Here is a 15,132-nt window from a genome sequence, read left to right on the forward strand (position 1 = left end):
ACTACTTTCCTTCGTTCGAGCGCTGCGTCTGAATCATGCGGTTGATTGCGTTAACGTATGCCTTCGCGGAAGATACGACGATGTCGTTGTCGGAGCCGCGGCCAGTGAATACTCGACCGTCTTCGGCCTGGATGCGTACGGTCACCTCCCCCAGCGCGTCGATGCCGCGCGTGACGGCCTTGACGGAGAACTCCTGCAGGTCACCGTGGACGCTGACGACCTGGTCGACCGCCTTGTACGCGGCGTCCACGGGGCCGGTGCCAGTCGCGCACACCACGTGCTTCTCGCCCGACTCGTCGCTGATGGTCGCCGTCGCCGTCGGAACCAGCGGGTCGCCGCAGGAGACCTGAAGCGCGTCGAGGGTGTAGATGGCAGATGCGTCGCGCTGACGCTCCTGCACCATGGACTCGAGGTCCTCGTCGTACACTTCCTTCTTCTGGTCCGCAATCTCCAGGAAGCGCTGGTAAATCTCATCGAACTCGTTGTCCGGAAACGTGTAGCCCAGCTCTGCCAGACGGTGCTTCAGAGCCGCGTGGCCACTGCGTGCGCTCAGGATGATCTCCGAACCGGCCGCACCCACGTCCGCGGGATCGAGAATCTCGTAGGTGTCGCGCGCCTTCAGCACGCCGTCCTGGTGGATGCCGGAAGAGTGCGCGAAGGCGTTGGAGCCAACGATGGCCTTGTTCGCCTGCACGTTCATGCCGGTGATGCGGCTGACCAGGTGGCTTGCCCTCGTGAGCTCCTGGGTTACGATGCCGGTGTGCGCATCGAGCTCGTCGCCGTGCATCTTGATGGCCATTACGACCTCTTCGAGGGCGGTGTTGCCCGCACGCTCGCCCAGGCCGTTGATGGTGCACTCGATCTGCGTGGCGCCGTTCTTGACGCCCGCGAGCGCCAGTGCCGTCGCCATGCCCAGGTCATTGTGGGTATGAACGCTGATGGTCACGTTCTCGATGCCACGCACGTTGTCGCAGAGGCCCTTGATGCGCGCGCCAAAGTCGTCGGGCATCTGGTAGCCCGTCGTATCGGGGATGTTCACGACGGTCGCACCTGCGTCGACGGCGGCCTGGATCACGCGCTCGAGGAACTTCTGGTCGGCACGACCAGCGTCCTCGGCGTAGAACTCGACGTCGTCCACGTACTTCTTGGCGTACTTGACGCAGTGGATCGCACGCTCGATGCACTCGTCCTCGCTAATGCGCAGCTTCTCTTGCAGATGCTGGGGAGAAACGCCGAGTCCGGTGTGTATGCGGGGACGCTTGGCGGTCTTCAGAGCCTCGGCAGCACGGTCGATGTCCTTGTCCACTGCGCGCGTGAGGCCAACTACGACGGCATCGTCGCCCGCCAGGCGACCGATTTCCTGGACAGAGCGGAAGTCGCCAGGAGACGAGATGGGGAAACCGGCCTCGATTACGTCCACGTTCATCCGGAGCAACTGCTGGGCAATAACGAGCTTCTCCTCGGTGTTCATCGATGCGCCAGGCGACTGCTCGCCGTCTCGCAACGTGGTGTCGAAGATGTTGATCTTGCGGGTCATGAAATGACTCCTCTCGGACGGTGCGACACGTCAATAGATACGCAAACAACCATCCGTCGGATAGAGCCGACGCCGCACTATGTGAAAACGGGATGCGAGCGCCAAACCCACGTTCCGGCGGGTCAAACATTACGCGCTAGCAGCAACCTACGTGCAGCCTAGCGCGCGCTCGCTAGTAGGAGCGAGGAAACGACACCAAGTACCACGCGGCTGGCCGCGAGGTCGGTGAAGTCCTTGTATGCGACGAAGTCGTTGGTCATCGCTTTCGCTCCTTAAACATTCGCATCCACACGGATGCGTTGATGGACAATATGCCACAGCGTGGGACGCTGGTCGAGAAAAACTCCTCCCGCTTCTCCAAGCGGAAACAATTGGTCGGGAAGCATCGTTACCGCAATGGCACAGTCCTAGCCATCTCGCATTTGTCTGCAGCAAATTCCCTGTTGCAAAGGGGTGTGCGGCATGCTATAGTTCAACAATAGAACGTTTGTTCGATTCATGGAGAGGAGCGCACACATGGAGCAGGACATCAGAAATCTGGTGCAGGAGTCGAGGCTCGTTGGAAGTCACTCACCATTGCGAACGATTTCGTCTTCGGAAAGGTCATGCTCGACGAGGACCTCTGCAAGGAGGTGCTCGAGGCAATTCTCGCCACTGACATCGAGAAGATCGAGTACGTTGGGCGTCAGGATGCCATCGATGTGACCGAAGACGGACACGGCGTACGTCTTGACGTCTACGTCCGTGATGACAGGGGAACGGTCTACAGCGTCGAGATGCAGGCAACTGATACGCATGAGCTTCCGCAACGCTCACGCTACTATCACGCGATGCTTGCCCTCTCCCAGATTGGCAAGGGTGCCCCTTACCGCTCTCTTAGGGATTCCTACGTCATATTCATCTGCGGGTTCGATTTATTTGGGTTGGGACGCAGGGTATACTCATTCCAAAGCCGTTGCGAGGACGATTCAGACCTCTGTCTGAACGACGGAGTGCATACCATCTTTCTCGCAGCCACTTCGCCCACGGAACCGCAGGAGGGCCCACGGGTAAACGAGCTCCTTGACTACATTTCCTCTCGAAAGGTCACGGGAGAGCTCTCCTCAAGGCTCAACGAGGCCGTGGAGCACGTCCTCGACAACCGCAAATGGAGGCTTGAGTTCATGATGCAGGCAATCAAGGATCAGCTCAATGTCGACAAGGGTCGCGAGCTCGGTCTCGAGGAAGGCCGCAAGCTTGGTCTTGAGGAAGGTCGTCGGCTGGGGCTCGACGAGGGACGAAAGCTTGGCCTAGACGAGGGGCACAAGCTCGGGTTAGATGAGGGACACAAGCTCGGGCTCGAAGAAGGCCAGACCATCGGCGAGGAACGGCTTGCGGAGCTTGTTGCACGACTTCACGAAGACGGGCGACAAGATGACATCGTTCGCGCAGCTGCGGACCCCGCGTTTAGGGCGAACCTATTCAGCGAATACTCCATCGGCTTGGAATAACGCATAGCGTCTATAGACCGCTGTACCAAGTCCACGTATAGGCACGCACATAGCAACTAGCCGGGGGCGGCACGCCGCCCCCCACCGCGCTAATTGACTGGCCTGAACTTCTCCGCCTTTACCGGCATACACACGAGCTCGAATTCGCCATCCGTCGCCACGATGGTTGCAATACCCGCATTTGGCACGCGCATGGTGGTGCTTACCAACCTCCGGGAGAAACCGGACATCTTTGCGAACTCTAGCACCACATACCGCAGGTAGGCGCCATGCCCAACCACCAAAATGTTGTCGCCATCGGCACTCTCTTTGTACATCTTCTTGAAGGCGCGCCTCACGCGTTCGCGCACCTCTTTCCCGCTCTCGCCACCCACGGACGAGAAGTCCTGACGAAGGAAGCAGCGAGTAAACGTACCCCTGTTGTCCTTATAGGGCTTGCCGTCGATGTCACCAAAGTCGAACTCACGGAGATTCGCATTCACCCTTGTCTCGACGTTCCTCCCCGCGAGCAGCACCTCTGCCGTCTGATGGGTGCGGTTTAGGGGTGAGACGTAGCACCTCGCAAACTCTATCTGCGAAAGGGCTTTTGCACTCCTCTCGATCGCGGGAACGCTCTCGGACACAAGGGGCGAGTCGACCCTACCCCCCTGGATTATCTTGTCGCGGTTGAACTCGGTTCTTCCGTGGCGAACATAGTAGAAAGTGACCTTTTTCATGCATGCACATCCTTATTGAAATCATCGGGTCGACAGTGGCTACTGAACGCCATTCGCGACCGTCGAGGGGTCCCCTCCCTGGTTGACAACCTGCATCATGGTCGCCGTGGCCTGCTCGTCCGCCACGACGTAGGAAACGCCGCCTATCGTCTGTGGACTCGAGGGAATGGAGGCACTGTATATCGTGGGCCCACCAATCGCAAAGCGGGTGAGGAGCGGAATGATGTTGTAGCAGCGCATCGTTGTGGACAGGAGTCCGCCCATGGCCTTCCCGACGGAGGGTAGCGACAACGGGTTTGACAGGGCCTTCTTCATGATTGCCGAAATCAGTATCCGCTGGTCCTCCTGCCGCTGGTAGTCACCATTCGCAAACCCATGCCGCACGCGCGAGAAGAGCATCGCCGTATGCCCATCCATCTCGTGCGTGCCAGCAGGGAGCACAAGACCTGTGTAGCCCGGGTCGTTCACGTCCACGGGTACGTCGACCGTGACGCCCCCGAGCGCGTTCACGAGCGCCTCGATACCGTCGAAGTGGACGAGGGCCACATGGCTGACGCCTACCCCCGTGAGGCTCTTCACCGCCTTGACGGCGGCCGCTGCGCCACCAAACGCGTATGCCGCGTTAATCTTCTGCGTACCATGGCCGTCTATCTGCACCATCGTGTCTCGCGGTATGGATACCATGGTCACCTTGGCAGCTAGCGGGTCTATACGACACAGAATCATCGTGTCCGTCCTGCTTACCGTGTCGCCCTCCCGCGCGTCCGAGCCAAGGGCGAGCACGTAGTAGGGCGTGAGCGGAACGTGCATGGACAGCTCACTCGAAAGGCTCGTCGCAACGTCATCGGAAAACGCAATGCTCCGGTCTATGGGAACGCATATCAAGAGGTAGAGTCCAACGATAACGGCGAGGACGGTGAGAAGGACGTTTCGGGCGCGGTGCGGGCGCCTCCTAGGCTCCCCCTGATAGGCCGGCTGCTCGGGATAGCCGTACTGCTGCGGATACCCCTGCTGGCCAAAGGACTGCTGCTGCGGATAGTACGGCCTCTGCGATGCCGCCTGACCCTGGGAGCGACGCCCTTCTCCCCGGCCGATGTCGCGGAGGGCGTCTCCCAGACGAGAGCGACGGCTCACCACGGCGCCGCCGTTCCTGCTTTCAGGCCGTCCCTGTCGTCCCCGCTGACGTGAGGTATAGCGACGCGGGTCATCGTAGTCGTAGGCGTCCGCACCGTCATCGCGGCTGCCGCCCGGCCTATACTGCACCATCGCGTCCTCCCCGCTGGTTGGGCATCGGCTCGTCGCCGCGGGCGAAGAGCTCGATCATCTCGTTCGTGAGGCTCGACGTGTCCTCGTGTTCGCGCGGGAGGTCGCGTCTTGCCACCCATCGCGCGACGGAGAGCTCGACGTGGTCGGGCCGCGCCGTCGGGTCGCCGTCCACGTCCGCGAAGAACCCCATGAGCAGCGAGTCGGAAAACGACCACGGCTGGCTCTTGTAGTAGCGGATGTTGCGGACGCGCAGGCCCACCTCCTCCATTACCTCGCGCTCGATGGTCTGCTCCAGCGTCTCGCCCACCTCGCAGAAGCCCGACACGAGGGCGTAGTGCTTGTACCGCCCCTGGGCGAACTTGGTGAGCAGGAGGCTGTCGCCCCGCGTGATACCCACGATGATGCAAGGATTGATGCGCGGGTACACGACGTTTCCGCACGAGGGGCACGCGAGCTCGCGGCTGGTGGCAACGTGTCCCAGCTCGCAGCCGCAGCGGCCGCAGTAGCGGTTGTTGAGGTACCACCTCGAAAGCTGCAGCCCGGTGACGGCCGCGAACGCGAGCCATCGCGGCTGGTAGAAGCGCATGGTCTGCACGGACGCGAACACGAAGCCGCGCGGCATGCCCACGACGCCCGTCTGGATCGCAGCCTCGTCCACCAGGAAGAAGTCGTTCCCGTCGACGCGGAAGAGGTAGCGTGGCGCCAGCGCGCCCACCCCACGGGCTTCCGGGCCAAGCACGGCCTGCCAGTCGCGAACGCGCGGCAGCACGAGGTTGCCGTCCTTCTCGGCCAGAAGTACGTTGTCGCCCTGGTATGCGAGGGCGTACGCCTCGGGCGTAGGCTCCTTGGGAGCGTACGCGTTGTCGAAGCCATGGTCGCCGATGTCCTGAATCACGTTATGGGTCCTCCCAGGGCGCGTCGGCCGCCCGGCGGGCGGCACAGGTGAGAAGAGCATATACCCTGGCCGCAACCCCCGCGGCAAATACGCCGTACCCACAAGGAACGCGTGGAGTCCTCGCGCGGAGGGAGCGGGAGCACAAGGGCGGGCGCGCACGAAAGAAGGGCCCCGGCCGGAGCCGGAGCCCTTTTGGCCTTACGGCCTAGGAAGCAGGTGGACGCACGGTGCGACGGTCCGCGGTCCAAGGAGAAAGCTTGGTGCGACTACTCGTCGTTGTCGCCGCCGGTGGAGGACATGGCGGCTGCGGAGTTGTCCTGGCCCACCACGTCACGCCAGCTCCACTCGGTGAAGCGCGGGTGATCGTAGCCGTTGTCCACGGCGAACTGGAAGGCCTCCTCACGGAAGTCGCGGTACTCCTTGATCTTCTCGGCGTACTTGTCCGCGTCGAGGATCTCGAGGGCGTGGGCGGCGAGGGCGAAGCGATCCATCTCGTTCAGGCGCAGCATGTCGAACGGGGTGGTGGTGGAACCCTCCTCCATGTAGCCGTGCACGTGGAAGTTGTCGTGGTTCGGACGGCCGTGGATGAGGCCGTAGATGGTGTGCGCATAGGCGTGGAACGCGAAGAGCACGGGCACGTCCTCGCCGAAGAGCTTGGTGAACTCCTCATCGGTGAGGGAGGCGTCGTTCTCCTCGTGGTCCTGGATGGCAAGGAGCTTGACGACGTTCACGAAGCGCACCTTGATGCCGAGGTCCTGCAGGGCGTCGGACGCCGCGAGCATCTCGAGCGTCGGGACGTCGCCGCAGCAGGCCAAAACGATGTCCGGCTGCTCGCCGTCCTTGACGTTGCCGGCCCAATCCCAGGTCGCAGCACCCTTCTGGAGCTCGAGCTGAGCCTCGTCGATGCTCTGGAACGTAGGCGCGGGCTGCTTGCCGGCGAAGATCGCGTTGATCTTGTTGGTGGACTTGTAGGCCTCCTCGCCCACGCACAAGAGCATGTTCGCGTCTGCCGGGTAGTAGATCTGGACGACGTGGTCGTTGTGGAAGTTCTTGTTGAGCAGCAGGTCGACGAAGCCGGGGTCCTGGTGGCTGAAGCCGTTGTGGTCCTGACGCCAGACGTGGCTGGACAGCAGGATGTTGAGGCTCGCGATGGGCTTGCGCCAGGGGATGTGGCGCACGGTGGCCTCGAGCCACTTCGCGTGCTGGTTGATCATGGAGTCGACCACGTGGATGAACGACTCGTACGAGCTCCAGACGCCGTGGCGGCCGGTGAGCAGGAAGCCCTCGAGCAGGCCCTCGCACTGGTGCTCGGACAGCTGCTCTATCACGCCGCCCGTGGTGCTGAGGTAGGAGTCGTTCTCGGGGTCGGCGTTGAAGCCGGCGTCCCACTGCTTGTCAGTGAGCTTGTAGGCTGCCTGCAGGCGGTTGGACGCGGTCTCGTCCGGGCCGAAGACGCGGAACTTCGTGAGGTTCAGCTTCAGCACGTCAGCCGTGTAGTTGCCGAACACGCGGGACGCCTCGGTCGTGCCGTAGCCATGGCCCTTCTCGGCCACCGGAATCTCGTAGTCGTGGATGTCGGGGAGCTCGAGGTCCTCGCGGATCAGGCCGCCGTTGGCGTTGGGGTTGGCGCCCAGGCGCAGGTCGCCCTGGGGCATGAACTCCGTGACCTCGGGCTTGAGGGAGCCGTCCTCGTTCCAGAGCTCGGCGGGCTTGTAGGAGCGCAGCCAGCCGCGCAGCACGCGGAAGTGCTCGTGGGTGTCCTTGGCGGAGGTCAGTGGCACCTGGTGGGCACGCCAGCTGCCCTCGGTCTTCTTGCCGTCGATGTACTTGGGGCAGGTCCAGCCCTTGGGGGTCCTGAAGACGATCATGGGGTACGCGGGGCGGGCGGTCTCGCCGGCGAGCGCGCGCCACTTGATGTCGCAGATCTCGTTGAAGACCTGCTCGAGAAGGGCAGCGAAGCGACGGTGGATCGAGATGTGGGACTCGTCGTCGAAGCCGGCCTCGAACGTGTAGGGGTGGTAGCCCATGCCGCGGAAGAACTCGTTGCGCTCTTCGTCGGAGATGCGGGCGAGGATCGTGGGGTTGGCGATCTTGTAGCCGTTGAGGTGCAGGATCGGCAGGACTATGCCGTCCGTGAGCGGGTTCACGAGCTTGTTGGTCTGCCAGGACGTGGCGAGCGGGCCGGTCTCGGCCTCGCCGTCACCCACGACGGCGAACGCGAGCAGGCTGGGGTTGTTGAGCACGGCGCCGTAGGCGTGTGACAGCGTGTAGCCAAGCTCGCCGCCCTCGTGGATGGAGCCAGGCGTCTCGGGCGCGAAGTGGCTGGGGATGCCGCCGGGATAGCTGAACTGGCGGAAGAACTTCTGGAGTCCGGCCTCGTCATCGGTGATATCCGGACGAATCTCGCGGTAGGTGCCGTCGAGCAGGGACTGCGAGGTGCCGGCGGGTCCGCCGTGGCCCGGCCCCATGAAGAACACGACGCTCTGGCCGTGGTCGTGGATGAGGCGGTTGGCGTGGCCCATGAGGAAGTTGATGCCGGGGGTCGTTCCCCAGTGGCCGACAAGGCGGTGCTTCACGTCCGCACGACCGAAGTCGCGGGTCTCACCGGTCTTCTCGTCCACCCAATCCGAGCGCATGAGGGGGTTGCTGCGCAGGTAGATCTGGCCGACGGACATGTAGTTCGCGGCGCGCCAGTACTTGTCGACCCACGCGAGCTCTTCCTCGGCGACGGGTGCGTCGAGCTTCTTCCAGGGGGTTCCAAGGTCCATAAGGACTTCCTTTCGGTCTGTCACGTTCTTCTCGCCCTGTTGCGGGCGCTACTTGCGTTTGCCTTGCGGCAGGCGGCGCCGCACCGCGTTGCGGCTGGTGCCATGGTGCGAGCCCTAGAGCGCGCCCTTCTCCTTGAGGAAGCCCTCGAGGCCGGCCTTGATCTCTGCGGCGTCGACGATGTTGCGGACGCTCACGACATAGGGAAGGTCCTTCTTGCCCTCGTCCTCGAGGATGAGGCCAAGGTCGGACATGGTGATGATGAGGTCGCCGTCGAAGCCGGCGATCTGGTCGACGGAGCCGTGCGTGGTCTCGATGGGCCACCCCTCGTCCGCTACGACCTGCTTGACCCTGGTCTCGAGGATGACGCTCGAGCCAACTCCGGCACGGCAGCACACGAGTGCCTTGTAGGTTGCCATTGCCTTCTCCCTTCCGGCGCGGCTGTCCGCGCCGCCCTCGGGATGCCCGAAGCGCCGGTTCGCGCGCAAAGGGACGCATGCGCGCGGTTGCCTGCCCGCCCGGCATCCCGTCTGCCTGACGTGCTTCACAGCTGCAATGTGGCATACGACGGAAACAAAGTCAATCCAAACTCATACTTTTTGTCATTTACTCTTAGAAATTCGATACGACACGCAAGAGGCACCCGTGCGACAGACGCGCGTCAGCATTTGTGAGAAGAGCCAGTACATGGTGTTTCAACTGGTATTATATCAACATGATTCACTTTTATGAACGTTGTGAACGCCTAGTTGAACACAATGGCCCTATAAATTATCAAATGCATATTACGCAATATTGATACATCACGAAAATACGTTGTGCGAGAAAAGCCAAGCATCCAAACGTTCAATCTGTTCCTAAAATAGCATCAATACAAATGCAAGGCACGCACAGGCGCGAAGCGATGCGGCACCGGCGGCACGCGGGGAGAAGGGCTCACATGAGGCGCAGCGAGACGTTCGTCACCAGAAGGCGCGAGGCCATCATGAGGCTCCTGGAGGGTCGCGAGAGCGCCGGCGTGGGCGAGCTCGCGGAGCGCTTCGACGTGTCGCCGCTCACGATCCGCCGCGACCTGGACTACCTGGAGGGGCGCGGCATGGTGACGCGCCAGTACGGCCGCGTCACCATAGCGGACGCACTGGGGCGGCCCTCTGGCTCGCGCCGCGTGCTCGCGAAGAAGGCCATCGCCGCAGAGGCCGCGCGCCACGTGGAGGACGGCGACGCGATCTTCGTGAACGCAAGCTCGACCGCGCTCGAGATGATCGAGCTGATAGAGGCGGACGACGTATCCGTTATCACCAACAACAGCAAGATCATGCTCCTGAAGGGGCCGCTGCGCCAGACCATACTGCTCACGGGCGGCACCGCCGTGCCGCCGCGCGCCTCGCTCACCGGCGAGCTCGCCATGGACGTGATCCGCCGCTACCAGGCCGCGAAGTGCTTCATAGGCTGCAGCGGCATCAGCGCGGAGCACGGCCTCACGTCGAACACCGTGCCGGAGACCGCGGTGGACTCGCTCATGCTGGAGCAGTCGCGCGAGCACTACCTGCTGCTGGACTCGTTCAAGATCGGCAAGAGCTACACCTACCCCATCGCGCCGGCGCACATGGCGGACACGGTCATAACGGATGACGGCGCCACGGACGAGCAGGTTGACCACCTCTACATGGCAGGCGTGAAGAACGTGATCGTGGCCACGACCTCGATTCCCGAGGGAGCCTAGCCACTCGTCCACTCACCACGAGGGGGCGCGTCCCTCTCGCCTACCATGGTTCTTGCCACGAGGAATGCCGCCGCGGCGCGACGGCCCGGCGCAACCGCCAGAGGAGGAGCCATGAGCCTGGAGTCATATGCGTTTGGAAGCATGCCGGATGGGCGAGAAGTGCGCCTGCACACGCTGAGGAACTCCCGTGGGATGAAGGTCTCCGTGACCGACCTCGGGGCGTGCCTGGTGAGCGTTCGCGTGCCGGACGGCCGCGGCGGCAGGCCGGACGTCTGCCTTGGCTTTGACGGCGCGACCGGCTACCTGGGCAACACGTTCTGCATGGGCGCCATCGTGGGCAGGAACGCCAACCGCATCGCGGGTGCGCGCTTCGACCTCATGGGCACGACGCACCACCTGGCCGCGAACATGGGGCCGGACAACATCCACTCCGGACCGCACTTCTACTTCGAGCGGCTGTGGACGCTCGCGAGGGCGCGCGAGGACTCCATCACGCTCAACCTGCGCAGCCGCCGCGGCGACCAGGGGTTCCCCGGCGCCGTGGACGTGAACGTGACGTACACGCTCACGGACGAGAACGAGCTGCGGATAGACTATGACGCCATGCCGGACGACGCCACCGTCATCAACCTGACGTGCCACGCCATGTGGAACCTGAACGGGCACGCGGCCGGAAGCGTGCTTGGCCACACGCTGCAGCTGGAGGCGGACGCGTACACGCCCGTGGACGAGCGCATGCTTCCCACCGGCGAGATCGCGCCCGTGGACGGCACGCCGTACGACCTGCGCACGCCAAAGACCCTGGCGGCCGGCGCCGCAAAGCTGGGCGGGTATGACATAAACTACGTGCTTCATAACGACGAACACCTGGAGCGCGCATGCACGCTCACGGGCGACCGCACGGGAATCTCGATGGACGTGTACACGGACTCGCCGGGGCTTCAGCTCTACACCGCGCCGACGCTGGACCAGGACGGAAAGGACGGCGTCCACTACGGGCCGTCCGCGGGCGTCGCGCTCGAGACGCAGTTCTACCCCGACTTCGTCCACCACAAGAACTTCCCGCAGGGCGTGTACGCCGCCGGCCACGCGTTTCGCTTCACCACGGCGTTCGCCTTCCACGCGGGGGCGTAGGGCGCGCGCCGTGCGGCGCGCCATGCCAGCCGCGAAGCATTGGTAAACATTCTGCAGCGCGCTGTCCGCACACGTGGCCAGCGCGCTAAGCTTGCATAATGACAGCAGCACACGACGGTGCCGCGCCCACCCGGGACGCGGCCGGCACAGGCAAGGAGCAGCAATGGCAATCACCCCAGAAGAGGTCGCCGAGACCCTGAGCATGGTCTCCCAGCAGAACCTCGACCTGCGTACCATCACCATGGGCGTCTCGCTCTTCGGCTGCGCCGACGAGGACATGGGTCGCATGTGCACGAAGGTGTACGACCGCATCACGAAGACGGCGGAGCGCCTGGTCCCCACGGCCGAGCAGCTCGAGCGCGAGTACGGCATCCCCATCGCAAACAAGCGCGTGTCCGTCACGCCCATAGCGCAGATCGCCGCCGCGTGCGACGACGAGGACCTCACCCCCATCGCGCAGGCCATGAACCGCGCCGCGGAGACGCTGGGGATCGACTTCATGGGCGGCTTCTCCGCGCTGGTGCAGAAGGGCATGGGGTCCGCCGACCGCCGGCTCATCGCATCGATCCCCTCCGCCGTCGCGAGCACGGAGCGCATCTGCTCCTCCCTCAACATCGCCTCGACCCGAGCGGGCATCAACATGGACGCCGCGCTCCTCTCGGCGCAGACCATGATCGACTGCGCGAAGGCGACCACGGACATCGACTGCTACGGCGCCGCGAAGTTCGTGGTGTTCGCGAACATGGTGGAGGACTCGCCGTTCATGGCGGGCGCCACGCACGGCTCCGGCGAGGCCGACGCCGTCATCAACGTGGGCGTGTCCGGCCCCGGTGTCATGGCGGCCGCGCTGGAGCAGCTGCCAGAGGACGCGAGCCTCATGGAGGTGGCCGAGAAGATCAAGCAGACGGCGTTCAAGATCACCCGTGCCGGCGAGCTCATGAGCCGCGAGGCCTCGAGGCGCCTGGGCGTGGAGAAGGGCATCGTGGACCTGTCGCTGGCGCCCACGCCCGCGGCGGGCGACTCCGTCGCGAAAATCCTGGAGATCATCGGAGTCGGCGAGTGCGGCGGCCCCGGCACGACGGCGGCGCTCGCGCTTCTGAACGATTGCGTGAAGAAGGGCGGCGTCATGGCGAGCTCAAGCGTGGGCGGCCTCTCCGGCGCGTTCATCCCCGTGTCCGAGGACGCGGGCATGATTCGCGCGGCAACGGACGGCGCGCTCTCCATCGAGAAGCTCGAGGCGATGACCTGCGTCTGCTCCGTCGGCCTCGACATGATAGCCATCCCGGGCGACACCCCGGTCGAGGCGATCGCCGGCATCATCGCGGACGAGATGGCCATTGGCGTCATCAACACCAAGACGACGGCCGTCCGCCTGATCCCGGCCATCGGCCACAAGGAGGGCGACGTGCTGGAGTTTGGCGGCCTGTTTGGCACCGCCCCCGTGCAGCACGTGAACCCGTTTGCAGGCCATGTTTTCGCGCACCGCGGCGGCCGCTTCCCCGCGCCGATCAACTCGCTCAAGAACTAGGAAACCAGGTGCCGGCAGCGTGATCAAAAGGCAGGTGCCAGACGCAGACAGCCGAAGGCGCCACGGACTGCCCTACGGCTTTGCCGAGGTGGCCGTGGCGTCGCTTCTTGTGGCCGCGGCGTACTGCGGCGCGTGGACGTGCTCCATCGAGCCCGCGCTGCACGCACCCGCCGCGCAAGATGCCCGCGGCTCCGCATCCGCCCGGCAGGTGGAAACCCCGCAGGGCCAGGGGCAAGGCGCGCCCGCGCCCAAAGGAAAGCTCGCGATCGACGGTGACGCGTCCCTCTCGGCCGCGCCGTCCGTGGCGTCGCTTCGCCAGGCGATCTTCGACTTCGAGGCGCGGGGCTACGTCGTGGGGATCTGCGCGCGCGACCTGCGCACGGGCGTGACCATAACCTACGACGCGGACGCGGACTTCTATACCGCGAGCGCCATCAAGGGGCCGTACGTCATATCCGTCTTTCAGGAGCTGGTAGATGCGGGCTCTCTTGACGCCGCGGACGCGTACCACTACGCGCAGCCGATCATCCTGAACTCGGACAACGGCGCCTACGTGGCGCTTTCCGACCGGCTGGGCCGCTCGTGCTTTTCCGCGTGGCTGCGCCAGGGCCACGTGGAGGCCGGCGCCTACCCCAGCGTGGACGCGTACGCCGCGCCGCACTACCCGCACAGCACGGCGCGACAGCTTGCGCAGGAGTGGGCGCACGCCTATGCCTACCTGGCCTCCGGCAGGGGCCACAGCGCCACGCTGCTCGCCCTTCTCGCAAACCGCACCGTTTCGCCCATAAGAGACGCGCTGGGCGAGAAGTGCCAGACGCTCTCCAAGGCGGGATGGTACCCGGTGGACGAGGGCATCGCGGACCCCGCCACAAACGACGCCGGCATCGTGATGGGACCTCGCGGCCCGTACGTGGTCGCGATACTCTCGAACGCACCGGAGGACTTCGACGCGGTCGAGGGCATCGCAGCGGCCGTCGACCAAGCGCTGCCCCAGGCCGTGGACGCGGCCTCCTGCTATCCCAGGAAGCGCACCTCGGGCTCGAGCCGCACGCCAAACTGCCTGTCGACCTCGTCCTGAACGTGCTCGATCACGGCGTGGACGTCCGCCGCGGAGGCATTGCCCAGGTTCACCACGAAGCCGGCATGCTTCTTCGACACGGCGGCGTCCCCCACCTGGTAGCCCTTCAGCCCGGCGTCGGTTATGAGCTTTCCCGCGAAGAAGCCCTCCGGCCTCTTGAACGTCGAGCCGGCGCTCGCAAGTTCCAGCGGCTGCTTATCCTCGCGGCGCTGCGTGAAGTCGTCCATGCGCGCGCGGATGTCCTCCGGGTCGTCCTCGCGCAGGGAGAACGTGGCGGAAAGCACCACCAGCCCGTCGTCCTTCACGCGGCTCTGGCGGTAGCCCAGGTTCAGCTCGTCCGCGGGGATGGTCTGCACGGAGCCGTCCGGCATGAGGGCGCGCACGCTCTGGAGCACGTCCGCCGTGCAGCCGCCGTACGCGCCGGCGTTCATGAAGCAGGCGCCGCCAACGGAGCCCGGGATGCCGCAGGCAAACTCCAGTCCAGAAAGCCCCAGCTCGCAGGCCATCTCGGACGCCTCCTTGAGCGTGACGCCCGCCTGGCACGTCATCTCCTCGCCGTCGACGCTCACGTTGGTGAGGCCGTCGGCCAGGGCGACGATCACGCCGCGGTAGCCGTCGTCGCTCACCAGAAGGTCGCTGCCGCACCCCAGCACAAAGTAGGGAACGTGCTCCTCCCTGCACGCCGCGATGACGTCCGCCACCTCCTCAACGTCGTCCGGAACCACGTAGAGGTCCGCCGGACCCCCAATGCGGAAGGTCGTGTGCTCGCTCATGGGCTCCATCTGGCTCACGTTCTCCTCGCCCACGATGGCGCGAAGTCGCCAGTTCAGCGTATCCAAGTGGTAGTCACCGTCGGACATGCCGCAATCACTCTCCTCAAAAGTCGCCGCACGCGTAAGGTCGCCGCACGTGCGGCGTCGCATGTCAAAGCGCTGCTCTTCTCTGCTGTGTAAGCATCCTTAAGAGTATAGCAGCCTGTCAGATGCCCACAAATCGCCC

General features: G+C 64.3%; 12 protein-coding genes. 5 read left to right on the forward strand and 7 right to left on the reverse strand.

The features are described from left to right. Position 1 precedes the first annotated feature (1 nt). Entirely contained in the window at positions 2–1,537 is a 1,536-nt protein-coding gene (locus BLT96_RS07800) for a 2-isopropylmalate synthase (RefSeq protein ID WP_090845134.1), read from the reverse strand. Between the two features lie 575 nt (positions 1,538–2,112). On the opposite strand from BLT96_RS07800, the gene BLT96_RS07805 reads away from it, so the two are divergent. After that, positions 2,113–3,027 (forward strand): Rpn family recombination-promoting nuclease/putative transposase, encoded by a 915-nt coding sequence (locus BLT96_RS07805; protein ID WP_272867365.1) that lies wholly within the window; start codon positions 2,113–2,115, stop codon positions 3,025–3,027. An 89-nt stretch (positions 3,028–3,116) separates the two neighbouring features. Here the strand turns inward: BLT96_RS07805 and BLT96_RS07810 are convergent, their stop codons facing one another. The 5 genes from BLT96_RS07810 to BLT96_RS07830 all read right to left on the reverse strand — a co-directional run bounded on the left by BLT96_RS07810 (position 3,117) and on the right by BLT96_RS07830 (position 9,089). Next, the gene (locus tag BLT96_RS07810) at positions 3,117–3,743 is read right to left on the reverse strand and encodes a histidine phosphatase family protein (protein WP_090845138.1); all 627 of its coding nucleotides are present in this window, start codon (positions 3,741–3,743) and stop codon (positions 3,117–3,119) included. 39 nt (positions 3,744–3,782) lie between these two features. Next, entirely contained in the window at positions 3,783–5,009 is a 1,227-nt protein-coding gene (locus BLT96_RS07815; RefSeq protein WP_090863315.1) for an LCP family protein, read from the reverse strand. After that, positions 4,996–5,904 carry an NAD(+) diphosphatase gene (nudC, locus tag BLT96_RS07820; RefSeq protein WP_090863318.1) on the reverse strand — a complete coding sequence of 303 codons (909 nt, stop codon included), beginning with the start codon at positions 5,902–5,904 and terminating at the stop codon, positions 4,996–4,998. Before nudC ends, BLT96_RS07815 begins: the two co-directional genes overlap by 14 nt. 266 nt (positions 5,905–6,170) lie before the next feature. Beyond that, positions 6,171–8,672 (reverse strand): phosphoketolase family protein, encoded by a 2,502-nt coding sequence (locus tag BLT96_RS07825; RefSeq protein WP_090863321.1) that lies wholly within the window; start codon positions 8,670–8,672, stop codon positions 6,171–6,173. A 114-nt stretch (positions 8,673–8,786) separates the two neighbouring features. After that, on the reverse strand, positions 8,787–9,089 hold the full coding sequence (locus BLT96_RS07830; RefSeq protein ID WP_090863324.1) for a PTS sugar transporter subunit IIB: 303 nt from the start codon (positions 9,087–9,089) through the stop codon (positions 8,787–8,789). A 521-nt stretch (positions 9,090–9,610) separates the two neighbouring features. On the opposite strand from BLT96_RS07830, the gene BLT96_RS07835 reads away from it, so the two are divergent. The 4 genes from BLT96_RS07835 (at position 9,611) to BLT96_RS07850 (ending at position 14,133) form a co-directional block, all read left to right on the forward strand. After that, positions 9,611–10,393: a DeoR/GlpR family DNA-binding transcription regulator gene (locus BLT96_RS07835; RefSeq protein ID WP_090863327.1), complete on the forward strand. Its 783-nt coding sequence runs from the start codon at positions 9,611–9,613 to the stop codon at positions 10,391–10,393. 111 nt (positions 10,394–10,504) lie between these two features. Beyond that, positions 10,505–11,527 (forward strand): aldose epimerase family protein, encoded by a 1,023-nt coding sequence (locus tag BLT96_RS07840; protein ID WP_090863329.1) that lies wholly within the window; start codon positions 10,505–10,507, stop codon positions 11,525–11,527. Positions 11,528–11,690: 163 nt separating this feature from the next. Next, positions 11,691–13,055: a PFL family protein gene (locus tag BLT96_RS07845; protein ID WP_090845151.1), complete on the forward strand. Its 1,365-nt coding sequence runs from the start codon at positions 11,691–11,693 to the stop codon at positions 13,053–13,055. Between the two features lie 19 nt (positions 13,056–13,074). Further along, positions 13,075–14,133 (forward strand): serine hydrolase, encoded by a 1,059-nt coding sequence (locus BLT96_RS07850; RefSeq protein ID WP_090863330.1) that lies wholly within the window; start codon positions 13,075–13,077, stop codon positions 14,131–14,133. Here BLT96_RS07850 and murB read toward each other — a convergent pair. Continuing rightward, positions 14,070–14,993: a UDP-N-acetylmuramate dehydrogenase gene (gene murB, locus BLT96_RS07855; protein ID WP_090863331.1), complete on the reverse strand. Its 924-nt coding sequence runs from the start codon at positions 14,991–14,993 to the stop codon at positions 14,070–14,072. The two genes, BLT96_RS07850 and murB, sit on opposite strands and share 64 nt — an antisense overlap. Positions 14,994–15,132: the final 139 nt, after the last annotated feature.

Source organism: Parafannyhessea umbonata (assembly GCF_900105025.1).
GTDB lineage: Bacteria > Actinomycetota > Coriobacteriia > Coriobacteriales > Atopobiaceae > Parafannyhessea > Parafannyhessea umbonata.